Source organism: Streptomyces sp. NPDC032126, assembly GCF_055580085.1.
On record NZ_JBVIMA010000004.1, the window covers coordinates 24405 to 40148 of the forward strand.

Genomic DNA, 15744 nt, shown 5'->3' on the forward strand with positions numbered 1-15744 from the left:
GGGTCACCTCGGCTCGGCGTGGACGGTCTGGATCAGCCGGTTCGGCTCGCCCCTGCGGATCAGCACGCCCCGGCCGGGCGGCTGCTGGGTGGCGTAGACACCGGAGAAGAGCTGGCCCTCGCTGCGGTCGCCGGACATCACCAGCGCCGAGGCGCCGGACTCGCGCAGGCCCATCATGAGCGGCTCGTACAGTCCGCGCGAGGCGCCCGCGACCCGGCGGGTGAGGACGAAGTGCAGGCCGATGTCCTGGGCCGACGGAATGTACGGCACGAACGGCGCGAGGGGCTGCTGGCCGGCGGTGGTGAGGACGTCGTAGTCGTCGACGAGGATCACGATCCGCGGGCCCGCGAAGCTGCCCGGCTCCAGGTCGGAGGGGTCGCCGCTCTCGTCGGGCAGCCGCTTCTCCAGCTCGGTGGCGATGCCGGCCGCGAGTCCGGCGCTCATCTTGGCGTTGTAGGCGTAGCCGCCCCGGTACTCCTCCGGGATGGCGCCGCGCAGGCCGCGCCGGGGGTCCATGACGCCGAAGACCAGCTCCTGGTCGCCGTAGCGCTCCATGAGGCCCTGGGCGACCACCTTGAGCAGGTTGGTCTTGCCGCACTCGCTGTCGCCCATGATCAGCAGGTGCTGGTCGTGGTGGAACAGGTCGAGCAGGACCGGCGCGAGCTTCGTCTGGTCCAGGCCGATCGGGACGCGGCGCGGCTCGGCGGCGGGGCCGGGCAGCAGGTGCGGCTCCAGGATCTGCGGCAGGACCCGCACCGGCGCCGCGACCTCGCCGGTCCAGGTGGCGCGCACCGAGCGGGCGGTGCGCTCCAGGACCGCGCCGAGGTCCGCGGTGTCCGGCAGGCCGTCGGTGCGGGGCAGGGCGACCTGGGCGAAGAGCTTGCCGTCGGTGAGGACGCGGCCCTTCTCGTCGGCCGAGAGGGTCTGGGCGAGCTTGCGCTCGATGCTGGACTCGCTCGGGTCGTTCAGGCGCAGCTCGACGCGGGTGCCGAACTGGGACTGGGTGGCGATGCGCACGTCGTTCCAGCGCAGCATGCCGGCGACGACGTGGATGCCGTAGCCGCTGCCCCGCTTGAGGATGTCGACGACGGCGTCGTCCAGCGCCTCGAAGTCGTCGCGCAGGGCGCCGAAGCCGTCGATGAGCAGCACGATCTCCGTGGAGGCCAGCTCGGGCACATGGCCCGCGGCGCGCAGGGTGCGCAGCTGCTCCAGGGAGTCGATGTTGTGGATGCGGAACAGTTCCTCGCGCTGGTCGAGCATGCCGCGCACGGAGTCGATGGTGCGGGCGGCGCGCTCGCGGTCGGCGCGGCCGGCGACCCCGCCGACGTGCGGCAGGCCGGACAGCGCCTGGAGTCCGCCGCCGACCAGGTCGAGGCCGTAGATGCCGACCTCCTGCGGGGTGTGCGTGAGCGCCAGGGAGAGGGCGAGGGTGCGCAGCAGGGTGGTCTTGCCGGACTGCGGGCCGCCGATGACGGCCGCGTGGCCGCCCGCGACCGTGAGGTCCAGGTACCACTGGCCCTGCCACTGCTTGGTCGGGTCGTCGAGCAGGCCCATCGGCACCTGGAGCGGGCCGCGCCGCTTGGCGAGCTGCATGCCGCGCGGGCCGACCTCCAGCGGACCGGCGACCTTGTCGAGAGCGATCGCCTCGGGCAGCGGGGGCAGCCAGATCTGGCGGACCGCCGGGGCGCCGGAGCCCTCGATCTGGTCGACCATGACGCCCATCTGGGTGGGCCCGGTCTCCCGGCGCCGCATCTTGGGCTCCTCCGGCCCCGCGTTCTCGTCCTGGCCGAGGGTGTTGAACGCCTCGTACTCCAGGGCGAGCGGGCCGGTGTCCTCGGCCTCGCGCTGGACGGGGCCGCTGTAGGCGCCGGAGACGTAGGACGCCTTGAAGCGCTCGTAGTGGCTGGTGTCGACCTTGAGGTAGCCGAAGCCGGGCAGCGGCGGCAGGTGGAAGGCGTCGGTGGTGTCGAGGACCGTGCGGGACTCGTCGGCGGAGAAGGTGCGCAGACCCAGGCGGTACGACAGGTAGGTGTCGAGGCCCTTGAGCTTGCCGCCCTCGATGCGCTGCGACGACAGCAGCAGGTGCACGCCGATCGAGCGGCCGATACGGCCGATGGACAGGAACAGGTCGATGAAGTCCGGCTTGGCGGTGAGGAGTTCACCGAACTCGTCGATGACGACGAACAGGTGCGGCAGCGGGTCGAGGTCGGGCCGCTTCTCGGCGCGCAGCGCGGCGTAGTGGCCGATGTCGGCGACATTGCCGGCGTCCTTGAGGACCTGCTGGCGGCGCTTGACCTCGCCGGCGAGCGAGGCGTGGACGCGCTCGACCAGGCCGGCCTGGTTCTCCAGGTTGGTGATGACGCCGGCGACGTGCGGGAGGTCCGCGAAGGGGGCGAAGGTGGCGCCGCCCTTGTAGTCGACGAGGACCAGGGCGAGGTCCTCCGGCGGGTGGGTGGCGACCAGCGCGAGGACGAGGGTGCGCAGCAGCTCGGACTTGCCGGAGCCGGTGGCGCCGACGCACAGGCCGTGCGGGCCCATGCCCAGCTCGGAGGACTCCTTCAGGTCGAGCAGGACGGGCTCGTGGGAGTCGCTGATGCCGATCGGCACGCGCAGGAAGGCGCGTTCGCCGCGCGGCGCCCACAGCCGGGAGAGGTCGAGGTCGGCGACGTCGTCGATGCCGAGCAGCTCGGCGAAGTCGACGGGGCCGGACAGCGGGGCGTCGACCATCGACTCCGCGGACAGCCGCAGCGGGGCGAGCATGCGGGCGAAGCCCTCGGCGAAGGGCACGCCGACCTCGTCGACGGTGCCGTGGGCGCTGATCGGCTCGTCCTGGCGCAGGTCCTCGATGAGGACCTTCTCGCCGTCGACGGTGATGCGCACGCCGACGTGGCCGGGCTCCTGCACCCGCTCGTCGAGCAGGTGGAGCACGGTCACGCCCATCTCGCGCAGGCCGACCGCGTCGTCGGGGCGGGGCAGGTCGACGGCGTCGTCGCCGTGCGCGTCGGAGACGACGAGCAGGCGGGAGGTCATGGCGAGGGCGTCCTTGCCGGACAGGCCGCGGCGCACTTCGGCCGCGTAGGAGGCGCGGCGGCGCAGCTCGGGGCCGATCTGGCGGGCCAGTTGGGGCATGGAGGGCGCTATGCGGCGGGCGGAGACGGGGCCGTCGAACTGCTCGGTGTCGAGCAGATGCGGCAGCCACTTGGCCCATTCCCAGTCGGGGATGCGGTCGCCTGCGGCGGCGAGTGCCATCGGCACGTCGTCCGGGGCGTGCATGGCGGCGGTCTGTACGAGGAGGGCGCGGGCGACGCGCAGGGTGTCCTCGCGCCGTCCGATCACCGTGATGTTGCCGACCCGGTCGAGCGGGACGGTGAGCGGGAGTTCGGTGCCGGTGCGGAAGCGGGCCGACAGCGCGGACGCCTCGTTCAGCATGAACTGGTCCGGCGGGGTGAGCACGGAGGAGCCCTGCTGGCCGACCTTCAGGTCGCGTACGGGCATCTCGCCGGTGCCGACGCGCACCCGCAGGAAGTCTCCGTCGAGCCGGCGGCGCTCCCACAGGCGGGCCGGGTCGCGGACGATGTCGTAGAGCGCGTCCGGCTGCGGGTTGAGCACCTGGGCCTGCTCCCGGCGCTCCTTCTCCTCCTTGGACAGCTCCTCGCGCAGGTCCTCCAGGTACGACAGATACGCCTCGCGCTGGGTGCGGCGGGTGCGCTGGGCCTTGCCGCGCTGCGAAAAGACCAGGCTGAGGGAGCCGGCGAGGGTGACCACGAGGATGATCGCGCCCAGCCCGGCGAACTGGCTGTTGCGGACGACGGTCATCATCACGACGGACGACATCACGCCGGCGACGGGCAGGAGCGAGGTCGCGATCGAACCCGCCTTGCCCTCGGGCAGGTTGGGCGGGGCCTCGATGGTGCGCGCCTCGGTGGCAGCGGGCGGCCGGGTGGTCCGCGCCGGGCGATGGATCAGTCGGGTGCTCATCGTCCTAAGCCTCTGTGGGTCCCTTCGGGATGGCCAGGGGGTGGTCAGCGGCGCTTCTGGGAGAGCTCGAAGACCTCGGCGGCCAGCTGGGTGGCGGCCTGCCGGGTGGTGCGGGCGAGCAGGTCGGTGTGGATGGCGCCACCGGCCGCCAGATGCCGGTCGTAGGGCAGCACCCGGACGCTCGCGCCGGTCGTCCTCAGCTGCTCGATCGCCTTGTCCAGGTCGAGTCCGGCGTGCGGTGCCGTCTCGGTGAGGACGACGACGGTGGTGGCCAGGATGTCCCGGGGCAGGCCGCGCATCCAGTCCAGGACGGCGTAGGTGCTGGCGACGCCCTCCAGGGTGGCGGGCACGGTGAGCACCCGGGCCTGGGCGGCGGACAGCGCGGTGCGGGCGACCTCGGCGGGCAGGGTCTCGCAGTCGACGACGGTCACACCGAAGTAGCGGCGCAGATTGACCATGATCCGCTCATAGCCCTTGGTGTCGAGCATCGCGCCGACCTGGCCCTGACTGCCGGGCAACAGCCAGGCGTTCTCCGGGAGTTGGACCAGGTAGCCGCTGACGTCGAGCAGGGACATCTGCGGCTCGACGATGGTGGCGAAGTCGCCGGTGGTCCAGCGGGTGTTCTCCGCGCCGAGCCGCAGCGGCAGCGAGCCGAGCGCCGGGTCGGCCTCGATGATCAGCACCGGGTCCTGGCGGTAGTGCGCGTAGGTGGCGCCGAGCAGGGCGCTGACCGTGGTCTTGCCGGAGCCGCCGCGGATGGAGGTCACCGCGATCTGCCGGCCGGTGGTCACCGGCCGCTGGAGCGTCTCGGCGGTGGCGGTGGTCTCGGCGACCTCGCGGGCGGCCGAGGAGGAGACGGTACGGCGTACGGCGCGCAGGGCGCGGACGCTGAACGATTCGCCGCGGCGGGGCTTGAGGCCGGTGGCGGCGAGCCGCTTGTCGACGACCGGGCGGGTGTCGGGGGTGGAACGGTTCGCCGTGCGGCGGGGGGCGGCGGCCTGCTGGGGCTGCGGCTGGGCCTGCTGGACCGGCTGCTGGTAGGGCTGTTGGGTGCCCTGCTCGACGTACGGCTGCTGCGGCTGGTACGGCTGCTGGTACTGCTGTGGGTACTGCTCCTGGTACTGCTGCTGCGCGGCCGGGTCGGCGTAGGGCTGCTGGTACGCCTGCTGGGGGTACCCGTAGCCGGGAGCCTGGGGCTGCTGCGGATACCCGTACGCGGGGTCGGGCTGTTGCTGCTGCGGGTAGCCGTAGCCGGGGCCCTGCGCCTGCGAGGGCACGCCCTGTTGCTGTTGTTGCTGCTGCTGCCCGGGGGTGCCCGGCTGCTGAGGCGCGTTGGTGTCGTTCCTCAGATTGCGCAGTACGTCGTTCTGCCAGTTGTCGCCGCTCGCGCTCGGCATGTCGCCCTTCTCCCTTTGCCTCGTCGTCCCGCCCGCAGCGCCGACGTGTTGTCCCTCGGACTCAGAACTTGTCGGACTCAGAACTTGTCGAGCAGTTGCCCGTAGATGCCGAACACTCCGACGGCCAGCGGGAACAGTCCGATCACGCCGAGGGACTCGATGAGATCGGCCAGCCGCCGCAGCCGGACCCGCACATGCTCGGGCGGCTCGATCGCGAGGACGAGCAGCGGCAGCAGCGCGGCGACGCCCAGCAGGGCCAGCGCGCCGGCGCCACCGGCATGGTCCAGCCACACCACCGCGAGGCGTACGACGAGCGTCGCCGCCGCCCCGAACAGCGCCACGACCTCGGCGACCAGCGGGAAGGCCCGGGCCCGCGACAGCAGCACCACGGCGGTGAGCGAGGCGAGGGTCACGGCCCACACGCTCGGCTTGTCGGCGGTGGTCAGCAGCCAGCCGCCGGCGGCGGCCGAACCGGCGGCCACGATGGTGGCCAGGGCGAGGCCGCGGTGGGTGGCGGCGAGCGCGTTGGAGACCTGGTGCCGGCTCACGGACACGCCGGAGGACCGCTTGTCGTCGAGGCCGGTGAGCCCGGAGGCCATCAGCGCGAACCGCGGCAGCAGACCGAGCAGGACCACCGAGAACACGGTCATCACGGCCCCGAGCCGGTCCGAGCGGTCCTGGAGCGCGGCCACGAGTTCCCAGACGGCGCAGACGGCGACGGCCGCCCCCGCGCCGATGAGACCGCCGCGGCCGAGCGGCGAGAAGTAGGCCAGCAGCACCAGGGTGAGGACCAGCGCGGCGACGACACCGGCGAGGCGGGCCTCGCCCGACCAGTCGTAGGCGTCGGCGGCGGTCCAGGCGGCCGGCAGGCCGACCCCGCCGGAGGCGAGGAGCAGCGCGGTGGCCAGGCCCCGGTTGCCCTCGCCGATCTTCGCCACGGCGGCGCCGACGACGAGGAACAGCACGGTCGTCACGGCGAGCGCGGTGGCGACGGACTCAAGGGAGAACTCGTGGCGGGCCAGCAGGGCCGCGGCGACCGCGAAGCCGACGGTGGCGACACCGGCGCTGACCCGGCGCGCGGCGGGGCGCCAGCGCCAGCCGTGCAGATCGAGGTCGTCGGCGATCTGGTCGGTCACGTCGTGCACGACGGGCGCGGGGGGCGCGGCGTGCGCGCGGACGAGCTGGAGGACGGCGCCGTCGGCGACCTCGGCCGAGGACAGCGTGGCGTCGTTCGGCAGGACCGAGCCGTCGGAGGTGACCAACTGCCGCGTGGTGGGCCGCGAGGCGACCCGGTCGTCGAGCAACCGGAGTATGTCGGGCAGCAGTTGGCCGATCGGGGTGTCCGACGGCAGCACCAGGTCGGCGCGTCGCCGCTCACCGATCAGGGTGACTCGGCTGAGTTGGGTCCGAGACGTCGTTGCAGTGCTCACCACTCACCGGAACCTATCATCGCGTCGTTTCGGCCAACTGCGGTTTTTGAGGTGACCACGTCACCCAGATCCACCGTCTTCACCGCTTCTCCCCACCCGAGGTCGCGCTCCCGCTCGGGGACGGGCTGCTGCTCCCCGGGTTGTACAGCTGTTCCTGCTGCTGTCGCTGCTTGTCCTGCTGGGCCTTCTGCTTGGCCAGCGTGGCCTGGAGGAAGGACCAGCCCACGCATCCGGCGCACAGCACGGCGGCGATCGCGATACCCGCGAACACCTTGCCGAGCCGTTCGTCCAGCGTGCGCCGGCCGCGCTGGGCGCCGAACAGGAGCGCGTCGCGCATCCGGCGCCGCCGCACCGTCACCGACTCCAGCAGCTGGCTGTCGTAGTCCCGTGCCATTAAGTCGTCGTCCTGTGGGTGCCGTCAGTCGTGTGTGTCGTTGCTTCTCGTGGTGCTGAGTCGTGCGGTCTTCTGGTGCTCAGTCGTGCGGGGTGAGGCCGAGGTACTGCCTCATGGCGCTGTACTTCCGCTCCAGGCGCCGGGCGGTGGGCTCGTCCAGGGCGGCGAGCCGGTCCGGGTCGGCGTTGTGCGCGAGGTCGGCCGCCTTGACCAGCCGGGCGCCCGGCGTGGCGAGAATCCGCCGCGCGTACGCCTCCGGCTGCTCGCCGGACCGCTTGGTCACGGCCCGTACGACGTCCTTGGTCCGCTGCGGGAGTTCGGCCCCGTCGAACCACTCCTCGCTGAGCGCGCCGTCCTCGATCGCGTCGTGCAGCCATGCGGCGGCGACGAGTTCATCGTCCCCGCCCCGGGCGCGGACGCCCTCGGCGACGGCCCGCAGATGCTCGGCGTACGGCCGCCCTGCCTTGTCCGTCTGCCCGGCGTGCGCGGCACACGCGACGGCCTCGACCTCGGCGAGACTCATGCTCACGGCGCAAACTCCCCCTTACTTTGCCTGTGCAACATAAGGCACGGGTGGGTGGGGAGTACACCCGGGGGGCTTCACTTCACCGGCAGGACCATGACCGGGGTCGGGAACCTGCACAGAACCTGCACAGGCAGGCGGGGGTGGGCGGTTGTCCGTCAGCTGTGGGCGCGGGGCGTGCTGTCGTACCAGGCGAGGAGGGACGTGACGGCCGCGTCCAGCAGGCCGTTGTCCAGGGACTCGGCGATGGTGCCGTCGCAGACGCGCTCCGCGCGGTAGACCGCGGTGATGGCGCGCACGGCGTCGGCGGGAGGGAGCGGACCGTCCTTGGGGACGGTGGGGAACGGCTTGCCGCCCCACCGGTGTTCGGCGGTGTTGGCCCGCACGGCGTACAGAGCCGTCCGCAGCCGGTCCAGCGCGACGCCGTACCGGGGATACGGCATCTGCATCGCACCGCGTTCGTTCCGCTCGCCACCGCCCCACTGGATCTTCCGGTCCTCGGGGGTGAGCGCGTGGTAGGCCTCGGCCACCTCCCGCCAGGCGTCGTCGTCCGAGGCCAGCTGGGCCAGCAGCCGCTGGTCGTCGGCGTCGGTGACGGTACGGGCGAGGTCGTCCACGACATCCACGGAGGCGACGCCGGCCACCGGTCCGGCGCCGGGGACACGGGCCAACTCGGCCATGACGAACAGCGTGTCGAACCGTTCCTCGCGAGGCTCCGAGACCGAACGCTCCCAGGTTCTGCCCACGTCGTACGCCTGGACGCTCCCCTCGCTGCGGAGCGTCCAGCCGATCTCCCGCCGGGTGTGGTCGGCCCAGACGTAGCCGGCGACTTCCCCGCCAGTGGTGCTGACGGGGAAGTACCAGACGGGGTGACGGGGGTCGGGCAGCGGCTCAGTGCCCAGTTGCCAGCTCCTTGAGCGCGTCGAGGCTCGGGGCCTCGGCGCGCGAACCCCGGACGACATGGGTCGCGTTGTTGTCGTTCGAGCCCGCGGCCAGTTCCGCGAGCAGGGCCGTCGGGGCGAGTTCCCGGGCCTTGCCGGCGCGCAGGGCACGTACCCACTTCGCCCCGGCGTTGACGGCGTCGTCCGACAGCCCCGGCGGCACGACCCAGCCGGCCGCGTCGTCCTGGTCGTTCGCCCACACGTATCCGATGACGGCACCGGTGCGGTCGGCGACGCTCAGGTACGTGACGGGGCCGTCGGTGCGACGGCTGTACGACGCCGGACCTGCCACCGGCTTGAACTGGAAGTCGTCCTCGAAGCGCGAGGGCGGTCGTTGTTCACTGCTCATGAAGTCCATGTTTCTGTATGTCGGGCTGATCCGCGACGACGGGGCCTGTTCCGGGGCGGCCGAGAGCCATCTGCTACGGCTTCGGCACGACCTCCCCGTACACCTGCCACTTGCCGCCTTCCTGGAAGACGCGGGTCACCTTGTACTCCGTACCGCGGGCGAGCAGCAGCTCCCGCTCGCCCGGGTTCGCGGAGATGTGGTCGATCCAGAGGGCGGGCGTGCCCTTCGGCACCCGGAGATGCATGATCATCGGCTTGAACTCGAAAGCCGGGGTCTTGCCGAGCGACGTGGAGGTGAACCCCTTGTCCGTGAAGGTCCTGCCCTCCATGTCGAGCAGCGAGTCGATGTCGGGCTCGTCGAGGATGTGGTCGAACCCGGTGCCCCGGACGACCATGATGTCCTCGGGCACGGGGCGGGCGCCCATGACCCGGTCCATGTTGTCGACGATGTTCTGGACGTGGGGCTCCAGCGGCGTGTGGATGTCGCGCAGCTGACCGTTGATCGTCGTGTAGTGGTAGTCGCTGTACTGGTGGAGCGCGCCGCTCGCCTCGGGGTCGAGGCCGTCCAGGAAGTCGTTCCAGTACGTGTCGCCGTACGCCTGACCGGCCGCGTTGCTGGAGCTGGGGTGGGGGTTCGTGCCCCGCTCCAGTTCCGCGGCGGCGACCGCGTGCTTCTGCTCGCCGGTCAGGTTGTCGAAGTCGTCCGCCGACATCATCGGCTTGTACTCGAACGGCTCCCCGACCCCGGCATGCGCCGCGGCGTCCGTGCCCGCGTGGCCCGGGGCGAGCGGGACGTCGGTGCCGTGGTGGACACCGGCGTCCACGGCCGAGTCGCCGAGGCCCGTGTGGTCGCCACCCACGTCCGTGTGGTCGCCGGTGTGCGTGGCGTCGTCGGCGTGACCGGCGGGGGTGTCGTGGCCGGTGCCGTGGGGGGTGTCGTGGCCGGTGCCGTGGGGCGCGTCGTGGCCGGCGCCATTCGGTACGTCGTGGCCGCCGGTGTGGGGGGTGCCCGTGTGAGGGGTGCCCGCGTGCGGGGTGCCGGTCGGGACGTCGTGCGGGGTCGTCGTCGGGGTGTGGTGCGGGGCCGTGGTCGGGGTGTGGTGCGGGGCCGTGGTCGGGGTGTCGTGGTACCACGCCGACGGCGTCGTACCCGCGTGCCCGCCCGCGGAGATCCCGTCGCCGGCACCGTGGGCCGCGCCGGAGACACCGCTGTCGACCGTGTGCGCGGCACCGCCGAAGGTGCCGGGGGCGACGCCGGAGCCGGTGGGGTGCGGGGTGCCGCCGATGATGCCGTCGGACGCGCCGTGCGTGACGCCGGTCGGCACACCGGAACCCGCGTGCGTGGGGTTCGGGGTGCCGCCGAAGATGCCGTCGGACGCGCCGTGCGTGACGCCGGTCGGCACACCGGAACCCGTGTGCGTCGGGTTCGGGGTACCACCGAAGATGCCGTCCCCGTGGCCCGGCAGGCCGGCGGAACCGGTGCTCGGGGTGGGGTGCGGGGTCCCGCCGATCACGCCGTCGGACACACCGTGCGTCGCACCGGAGACACCGCTGTCGACGGTGTGCGCGCCGCCCGTGAAGCCCGTCGGCTCCGGGGTCTGGATCGTCCAGTGGGACGGCAGCCCGGCCGGCGTGGCGCTGTGCGGCGTCGACGGGACGTCGAAGTTGGTGTGGGGCGGCAGGATGTTGCCGTTCGGGTCCAGGCCGTGCCCGGTGGGCAGCTCGATGGCACCGTCGGGCAGGTGCGGGATCTCGACGTTGCCGATGCCCTTGATCGCCTTGGTGATGTCACCGATCTTCGACAGACCCGCACCCGCACCCTTGGCCACGTAGGTCATGGGGTCGATGATCTTGCCGGCCTTGCCCGCGACGGAGAGGGCCTTGGCGACCGCGCCGGCCTTGCCCGCGCCCGACGCCGCACCACCCGCACCGCCCGTGAAGACGGTGGTCAGGACGTTGAAGGTGACCGCACCGGCCGCACGACCGGGGTTCTTGCCCCACTCGTCCCAGGCGACCAGCGCCTTGCCCGTCTCCTTCATCGCGGTGCGCGAATCACGGATCCAGGACGGGAGTTTGTCATCCGGGAGCAGCCAGAACGCCGTCCCCACACCCGGGATCGAGGCGAGAGCCAGACCGGTGGCGAGCTGCGCCAGGCCCTTCCAGGCCGCGCCCATCGCGTCCCAGCCGCCGAAGCCCACCAGCGTGCCAAGACCCTTGATCGTGCCCCAGATGCCGTCCACGATCAGGCCGTCCCAGACGAACGACTTCACCCAGTGGCCGACCTCGTACCAGTGATGCTTCTCCTCCACCGGGTCACCCCAGGGGAGTTTGGCGTTCTTCAGGTCCTCCGCGTTGAACCCGTACTGGTCCTTGCGCTCCGAACCGTCCCCCGCGACCATCTGCGTCCCACCCCAGATCGCAGTGATCTTGTTGTGGCAGGTCCGCTCCGCCGCCCAGAAAGCGGCGACCGTGTTGGTGATGTCGTCCCGGATCTGGTTGTGCTCGTCGACCTTGTCGCCGTCGTACTCCCAGTCGTCGTCGTCCTTGACGGAGTCGACGAACGTCTGCGCCTTGGTCTTGAGTTCGGCGAGCTTGGAGACGAGAGGGCGGATCTCCGTCGCGTAGGAGGAGAGCGCGGAGGAGACGGTTTCCAGTTCGGTGGCGAAGTGGTCCGCCTTCTCCTGGACGGGCTTGGTGGTGCCGAAGAGCTGTTCCGCCTCGGGGGCGTGGTAGAACGCCGACAGGCCCTGGAACTGACTGTGGACGTCCTTGCCCGTGTCCCGGATGTTCGTCGCGTCCTTCTTCAACGCGGCGTGGTCCAGCTCCAGTTGGGCCAGATTGCCGGTGAACTGAGGAATCTGATCAGGCTTGATCACGCCTTGCCCACCCCCGGGGCATCGATCTTCGGGGCGGCGAGGGTGTTGCGCTGCGCCTCGGCCGCCATCTCCTCGTCACCGTTCAAGTACGCCGTCGTCGCGTCCACCACGCCCTGAAGGGACTTACCGGCCCGGGCGGCCACGAACTGCAGGTCCTTCGAGGACCGCTCCGCCCACTGCGACAGAGCGAGGGCGACCAGACCGCCCGCCGCCTGCTTGCCGTCCGCCGCCGGCGCGTCCGCGGAGATCGTCCCCGCACTCGTCGCCGCCGACGACAGATTGTCGCCGAACGACTTCGCGTGCGTCTCCAGATGCCCCGCCGTCTCACCGGTCGTCTTCAGCACATGCGAAATACCTTGCGGCTTCAGATCCCAGCCCGGCATCCCAACCCCCGTGTCCGCGACGTTCTCACGCTCTTACGCCCTGCTACGCCTAGTTCGCCTTGACCGCCTGTGTCAGCCGACGGTGTGTCAGCCGATGTTGTTGACGGCCGACTTGGCCTTCGCCAGCGTCGACTGCGCCGTACCGTCGTTCTTCTCCAGCGTCGACTTCAGCAGCGCGATGATGTTCTTCACCTCGTTCGAGGCGTTCGTCCACCGCTGCTCCTTGCCGTGGTACTCATCCGCCACACCATCCGCCGTGAAGTCCGCCATCGCAGCCTTCACCTGACGGTCACGCTCACCGATCACCGTCTCCAGACGCGCCACCACCGCCTGGATGTTCCCCTGCGCATCCGTCGACGCACCAATGTCGTACGACCGACGATCCTGACCCGAACCCGCCATCACACACTCCCCGTGAAGAAGAAAGAGAAAGAAACCTGACTCAGCCGACCAGCAGCTCTAACGGGCACCGAACCGGGCCGCGTCGAAGTTCGCAGCCGCCATCTGCTGCTGCGCGTTCTCACCCTGCTCCTGATCACCAGAAGCGAACGCCGACTCCATCCCCGACTGACCACCCAGGATCGCCGACAACGACCCGTTCAACTCACTCGTGATCTCATCCGCACGCGCCTTGAACGCATCGAACCGCTGCCGACCCGTACCGTTGAACTTCCCCTCCAACGGCTGCGCCGCCTGCACCAACAACCGGATCAACGTACCCAGTTCATCACTCGAACCACGCGAATCACGCATCAGCGTCGACAGCGTCTGCGCACCCATGTCGAACTTCATACCCGAACCCGCCTCCCCCATGAGGGTCTCTCGTCGCGCATCACGCGCATTGCACAGTCAGAGTCATGCCTATCAACTAGCCGAATGTCTGTGCAATGCGGGACGGCCGTGCACACAGAGGCATCACAAACCGGTGACCAAACCGTGGGGATATACGGGCCACTTCCGGCAAATCACCCACCTCGCCCAACTCATCGACAGGGTGAAGGCGCCGGCCGGGAAGGTGAGGGTGGCCCCCGGCGGGGGCCTTGGAGTCACGAACGGCTATGCGGGAGCGGTGGGTTGCGATCCCCACGCAGGCGTGGCCGTCGCCGCCGCCGGAGTACGACGACTTCCGCCAGTGGGTGCGGGTGAGACCATGGGTCGCCTCACAACTCCTTCGCCAGCTTGTGGCTGAAGTCACGCGATGGCCCGGGGCGAGCGTCACCCCTTGCACTCCACGAAAGAGCGTTCGGAAGACACCCAGTTGGACCGCCCCGCCTGCCCTGAGGGTGCGCCGGCCTGATGGGTGTTGCGGATCGGAGCGTGGGACGCGGACCCGGAACCGCCGGCCTTCCCGGCCGAGTTCATGGGGCCGACGGGCGACGAGGCCGACGGGGTCCTGGCGCTCGTACGGGCCTACCCCACGCTCTGGGGCTACGAGGCGGTGTTCTCCCAGACGCGGACAGGGGACCCTTCTTGATCAGTCGACGCCCACGCCCTTCAACTCGCCACCGCGTTCCCTGATCCACTCCTGCAGCTCCCGGCCGGCCAGCTCGCGGGAGACACCCGCCTCCACCAGGATCACCGGCCCGAAGACGGAATCCCGCAGATCGGCGGAGCGGAAGTCGACCCCGAGCAGAGACGATCCCATGAACTTGGTTCCTCGGCAGCTCGCCCCGAAAGCGTCGACGCCGTAGAGAGCGATGCTTCGGACAGGTCGACCCCGGTCAGATCCGCGCCCTCGGCATCGGAGCGGGACAGCTCCGCGCCCGCCAGCACGACATGTTCCAACACAGCATCGGTGATCCAGGATTCGGAGAAATTGAATGCTCCTCGAATACAAGCAAGTTACGCGGTCGGCCCAGCCCAGGCGTCCTCCTTGCTCCATGCCTTCGTCGGCCGGCCTTCCTCGTCCCACTCACGGTCCGACAGCATGGTCAGCCCGTCGTCGGCGAAGACGCGTTCGGACGCGAGTGTGCCGCTCGTGTGCCACTCGCGTGAGACGCCGACAGGGAGGCCGCTGCGCACGGTCCCTTCGAAGCGCAGCGTGCCGTCCTTGTACCAGTCACGACTAGGACCGTGCCGCACCCCGAGCTCATAGGTTTCGAGGCTGACGAGCGCACCACCCAGATATTCCACGACTTCACCCGTGAACGGCTCTCCCCGATACAGCAAGCGCTGCGCATGGTCCATATCAACCTCTGGGTCGTCGATGTCGATACGGATCAGCTCCGCCATCACAGACTCCAAGTCTCACAGCATGTCGGTGAGGTCGGGTCCTCGGCCGTCGATCAGATCGGGCATCTCGATGCCGTAGCCTTCGGCTCGTCCGAAGTACGTCGGCTCACCCGGCTCAGCTGAGGTTCCGAGAAGCGCGTCGAGCGCTCGCAGGGCCGCAGCCAGGCGAGAAGCATTCCGCTTCTGAACATCGGGGTGCGGAACGCCCGCGAAGTCGCAGTAGCCCCAGACATCATGGAACACGGACACCTCTGCGGCGAGGTGACGCTCGTCGGGGTAGACAGTCAGCTCGGCGAGATGGGGCTCGCGGTGCTCCCCGCCCTCGGCATCGACCCACGTTCCGACACCGGAGATCGTGAGCGCGCCAACTTCCGCATCGGGGAATCCCGCGGGGCGACATTCCTGAATCCGCTGGGCGAGCTGAGCTTCGTCGATGCTTCCCCTGAGGGTGAGGCTAGTGGTGATCCCCGTGCTGCCGCGCCCCATGACGAACCACTTCCACGCCAGTTGACTCGGCTCCAAGAGTCCGTGGTCCCGCAGCACGGAAGACATCCGCGCAGCGGTCATCAACGCCGAATCGAGACCGGGCGACGCGAAGTCGTTCCGTTCCCATTCCCACGAGGCACATTCCTGGGGCGCCCGCATCAAGAGGGACATGCGAACACCTTATGGCACGGCATGCTGGCCTTCACAGGGCTCCCCTCCACACCTCCGTCGGCCGCCCCTCCTCATCCCACTCCCGGCTGGACAAGAACGACCCATCATCCTCAGAAAACACCCGCTCAGAGGCGAGCACTCCGTTCTGGTGCCACCGTCGCGCGATACCGACTGCACGCCCCTTGCGAACAGTCACCTCAGCCCTCAGGGAACCGTCCGCGTACCATTCCCAGCTCGGCCCGTCCGGCAAACCGTCAACATAGTTCTCCAAACAGACACGGGCATCTCCAAGAAACTCTTCGACTTCACCAGTGAAGGGTTCCCCGCGATACAGCAAATGCTGCCCCATATCCCTATCGACCTCAGGATCGTTGATATTGATCCGTTGCATCCAATCCATCCAACAGGCGCCCTGGCAGGGCGGTCTGCAAAGGGTGAGCCAGGGTTTCAGGCAGGCTTCGAAGTCTGGCGGCAATCGCCGGGGGACGTTATGCCGTTCCGGATCCGCCCCGCACGGCTCCCGCGCCGCCCGTGAACAGCGCGGTACACACAGAGGCATCACAGACCGGAGGCTTCGAATCGGAA

General features: G+C 70.2%; 17 protein-coding genes and 1 pseudogene. 1 reads left to right on the forward strand and 17 read right to left on the reverse strand.

Annotated features, from left to right (window positions below; translation table 11 throughout):
• Nucleotides 1-3: 3 nt before the first annotated feature.
• From eccCa to ACZ5NW_RS16530, 12 genes and pseudogenes are all read right to left on the reverse strand, one after another.
• On the reverse strand, nucleotides 4-3978 hold the full coding sequence (eccCa, locus tag ACZ5NW_RS16475; protein WP_468744527.1) for a type VII secretion protein EccCa: 3975 nt from the start codon (nucleotides 3976-3978) through the stop codon (nucleotides 4-6).
• A gap of 44 nt (nucleotides 3979-4022) precedes the next feature.
• A complete protein-coding gene (locus tag ACZ5NW_RS16480) occupies nucleotides 4023-5375 on the reverse strand; it encodes a MinD/ParA family ATP-binding protein (protein ID WP_468744528.1) in 1353 nt (450 codons plus the stop codon).
• A 77-nt stretch (nucleotides 5376-5452) separates the two neighbouring features.
• On the reverse strand, nucleotides 5453-6808 hold the full coding sequence (gene eccD, locus ACZ5NW_RS16485) for a type VII secretion integral membrane protein EccD (RefSeq protein ID WP_468744529.1): 1356 nt from the start codon (nucleotides 6806-6808) through the stop codon (nucleotides 5453-5455).
• Between the two features lie 76 nt (nucleotides 6809-6884).
• The gene (locus ACZ5NW_RS16490) at nucleotides 6885-7199 is read right to left on the reverse strand and encodes a hypothetical protein (protein WP_468744530.1); all 315 of its coding nucleotides are present in this window, start codon (nucleotides 7197-7199) and stop codon (nucleotides 6885-6887) included.
• 79 nt (nucleotides 7200-7278) lie between these two features.
• Nucleotides 7279-7722, reverse strand: a complete 444-nt coding sequence (locus tag ACZ5NW_RS16495; RefSeq protein WP_468745081.1) for an HD domain-containing protein — start codon at nucleotides 7720-7722, stop codon at nucleotides 7279-7281.
• 158 nt (nucleotides 7723-7880) lie between these two features.
• Entirely contained in the window at nucleotides 7881-8684 is an 804-nt protein-coding gene (locus ACZ5NW_RS16500; protein ID WP_468744531.1) for a DUF6508 domain-containing protein, read from the reverse strand.
• Entirely contained in the window at nucleotides 8614-9012 is a 399-nt protein-coding gene (locus tag ACZ5NW_RS16505) for a hypothetical protein (RefSeq protein WP_468744532.1), read from the reverse strand. The genes ACZ5NW_RS16500 and ACZ5NW_RS16505 overlap by 71 nt, the downstream gene beginning before the upstream one ends.
• A 73-nt stretch (nucleotides 9013-9085) precedes the next feature.
• Complete coding sequence (locus ACZ5NW_RS16510) at nucleotides 9086-11887, reverse strand: ADP-ribosyltransferase (RefSeq protein WP_468744533.1); 2802 nt, start codon at nucleotides 11885-11887, stop codon at nucleotides 9086-9088.
• The gene (locus ACZ5NW_RS16515) at nucleotides 11884-12270 is read right to left on the reverse strand and encodes a DUF6507 family protein (protein WP_468744534.1); all 387 of its coding nucleotides are present in this window, start codon (nucleotides 12268-12270) and stop codon (nucleotides 11884-11886) included. The genes ACZ5NW_RS16510 and ACZ5NW_RS16515 overlap by 4 nt, the downstream gene beginning before the upstream one ends.
• A gap of 87 nt (nucleotides 12271-12357) precedes the next feature.
• Nucleotides 12358-12672, reverse strand: a complete 315-nt coding sequence (locus ACZ5NW_RS16520; protein ID WP_468744535.1) for a pore-forming ESAT-6 family protein — start codon at nucleotides 12670-12672, stop codon at nucleotides 12358-12360.
• Between the two features lie 57 nt (nucleotides 12673-12729).
• Nucleotides 12730-13062 carry a hypothetical protein gene (locus tag ACZ5NW_RS16525; protein WP_468744536.1) on the reverse strand — a complete coding sequence of 111 codons (333 nt, stop codon included), beginning with the start codon at nucleotides 13060-13062 and terminating at the stop codon, nucleotides 12730-12732.
• 123 nt (nucleotides 13063-13185) lie between these two features.
• A pseudogene (locus ACZ5NW_RS16530) lies at nucleotides 13186-13465 on the reverse strand (DUF397 domain-containing protein).
• A gap of 105 nt (nucleotides 13466-13570) precedes the next feature.
• On the opposite strand from ACZ5NW_RS16530, the gene ACZ5NW_RS16535 reads away from it, so the two are divergent.
• Complete coding sequence (locus ACZ5NW_RS16535; RefSeq protein ID WP_468744537.1) at nucleotides 13571-13744, forward strand: hypothetical protein; 174 nt, start codon at nucleotides 13571-13573, stop codon at nucleotides 13742-13744.
• Here the strand turns inward: ACZ5NW_RS16535 and ACZ5NW_RS16540 are convergent, their stop codons facing one another.
• From ACZ5NW_RS16540 to ACZ5NW_RS16560, 5 genes are read right to left on the reverse strand one after another with little or no spacing between them, the layout of a single operon-like run.
• Complete coding sequence (locus ACZ5NW_RS16540) at nucleotides 13745-13915, reverse strand: hypothetical protein (RefSeq protein ID WP_468745112.1); 171 nt, start codon at nucleotides 13913-13915, stop codon at nucleotides 13745-13747.
• Entirely contained in the window at nucleotides 13846-14058 is a 213-nt protein-coding gene (locus ACZ5NW_RS16545) for a pentapeptide repeat-containing protein (RefSeq protein WP_468744538.1), read from the reverse strand. The genes ACZ5NW_RS16540 and ACZ5NW_RS16545 overlap by 70 nt, the downstream gene beginning before the upstream one ends.
• Before the next feature lie 54 nt (nucleotides 14059-14112).
• Nucleotides 14113-14502 (reverse strand): toxin-antitoxin system YwqK family antitoxin, encoded by a 390-nt coding sequence (locus ACZ5NW_RS16550; RefSeq protein WP_468744539.1) that lies wholly within the window; start codon nucleotides 14500-14502, stop codon nucleotides 14113-14115.
• 15 nt (nucleotides 14503-14517) lie between these two features.
• On the reverse strand, nucleotides 14518-15159 hold the full coding sequence (locus tag ACZ5NW_RS16555; RefSeq protein WP_468744540.1) for a hypothetical protein: 642 nt from the start codon (nucleotides 15157-15159) through the stop codon (nucleotides 14518-14520).
• Between the two features lie 31 nt (nucleotides 15160-15190).
• Nucleotides 15191-15550: a toxin-antitoxin system YwqK family antitoxin gene (locus tag ACZ5NW_RS16560; RefSeq protein WP_468744541.1), complete on the reverse strand. Its 360-nt coding sequence runs from the start codon at nucleotides 15548-15550 to the stop codon at nucleotides 15191-15193.
• Nucleotides 15551-15744: the final 194 nt, after the last annotated feature.

Bases quoted from the DNA above. Each gene is read 5' to 3' on its own strand.
- eccCa (WP_468744527.1), bottom strand. From the start codon at position 3,978: ATGAGCACCCGACTGATCCATCGCCCGGCGCGGACCACCCGGCCGCCC.
- ACZ5NW_RS16480 (WP_468744528.1), bottom strand. From the start codon at position 5,375: ATGCCGAGCGCGAGCGGCGACAACTGGCAGAACGACGTACTGCGCAAT.
- ACZ5NW_RS16490 (WP_468744530.1), bottom strand. From the start codon at position 7,199: ATGGCACGGGACTACGACAGCCAGCTGCTGGAGTCGGTGACGGTGCGG.
- ACZ5NW_RS16495 (WP_468745081.1), bottom strand. From the start codon at position 7,722: ATGAGTCTCGCCGAGGTCGAGGCCGTCGCGTGTGCCGCGCACGCCGGG.
- ACZ5NW_RS16500 (WP_468744531.1), bottom strand. From the start codon at position 8,684: ATGTCGTCCGGGGTTCGCGCGCCGAGGCCCCGAGCCTCGACGCGCTCA.
- ACZ5NW_RS16505 (WP_468744532.1), bottom strand. From the start codon at position 9,012: ATGAGCAGTGAACAACGACCGCCCTCGCGCTTCGAGGACGACTTCCAG.
- ACZ5NW_RS16515 (WP_468744534.1), bottom strand. From the start codon at position 12,270: ATGCCGGGCTGGGATCTGAAGCCGCAAGGTATTTCGCATGTGCTGAAG.
- ACZ5NW_RS16520 (WP_468744535.1), bottom strand. From the start codon at position 12,672: ATGGCGGGTTCGGGTCAGGATCGTCGGTCGTACGACATTGGTGCGTCG.
- ACZ5NW_RS16525 (WP_468744536.1), bottom strand. From the start codon at position 13,062: ATGAAGTTCGACATGGGTGCGCAGACGCTGTCGACGCTGATGCGTGAT.
- ACZ5NW_RS16540 (WP_468745112.1), bottom strand. From the start codon at position 13,915: ATGGGATCGTCTCTGCTCGGGGTCGACTTCCGCTCCGCCGATCTGCGG.
- ACZ5NW_RS16550 (WP_468744539.1), bottom strand. From the start codon at position 14,502: ATGGCGGAGCTGATCCGTATCGACATCGACGACCCAGAGGTTGATATG.
- ACZ5NW_RS16555 (WP_468744540.1), bottom strand. From the start codon at position 15,159: ATGTCCCTCTTGATGCGGGCGCCCCAGGAATGTGCCTCGTGGGAATGG.
- ACZ5NW_RS16560 (WP_468744541.1), bottom strand. From the start codon at position 15,550: ATGCAACGGATCAATATCAACGATCCTGAGGTCGATAGGGATATGGGG.